The following is an 846-nucleotide window of genomic DNA, read 5'->3' as shown; positions in this document are numbered from 1 at the left end:
CGCCCAAGCCCTTAACCGCACCCAAGCCGTATACAATTTGACCCTGTTCGTCCACAGTGAATGTATAGTCACTGACATTTACATTTGGCAGAACGATAGCAAGCTTCATCTTGCGACACTCTTCAATGAGCGTGACCACCTTATCGGTGTTTTGCATATCCGCGGTCAGCACCGCCGCCATAAATTCCGCAGGAAAGTGTGTTTTCAACCAAAGCGTTTGATAGGAAACAAGTGCATAAGCAGCAGAGTGCGATTTGTTAAAACCATAGCCAGCAAATTTCTCTACCAGATCAAAGATTTTGAGCGCCAAGTCGCCATCAATACCCTGATCAATCGCCCCGGACTCAAACAAGCCTCGCTGCTTGGCCATCTCCTCAGGCTTTTTCTTACCCATTGCCCGACGCAATACATCCGCGCCGCCAAGCGTATAACCGGCAAGAACCTGCGCGATCTGCATTACCTGTTCCTGATAAACGATAACCCCGTAGGTTGGTTCAAGAATAGGCTTCAGGCTCTCATGCTGAAAATCCGGATGCGGATAAGCCACCGGTGCACGGCCGTGCTTACGGTTGATAAAGTCGTCAACCATACCTGACTCGAGAGGCCCCGGACGAAACAGCGCAACTAGCGCGATCATATCTTCTAGGTTATCAGGCTGAAGCCGACGAATCAGATCCTTCATACCGCGTGATTCCAGCTGGAAGACGGCCGTCGTCTCAGCGGTTTTTAGCAGTCGAAACGACTCTGGATCATCAAGCGGAATACGCTCAATGTTTATCGCCTCTTTACCCTCTTGTTCACGCCTTGGATTGATCATCTTCAACGCCCAATCGACGATCGTTAGGG

At 50.2% G+C, this 846-nt stretch carries 1 pseudogene; it reads right to left on the bottom strand.

Features of this window, described 5'->3' with window-relative positions:
• Positions 1-846 (bottom strand): annotated as a pseudogene (locus A3750_RS02575) (DNA polymerase III subunit alpha); the annotation flags it as partial.

This window comes from Oleiphilus sp. HI0079, from assembly GCF_001635105.1.
This window is presented reverse-complemented; position numbering and strand designations above follow the sequence as displayed.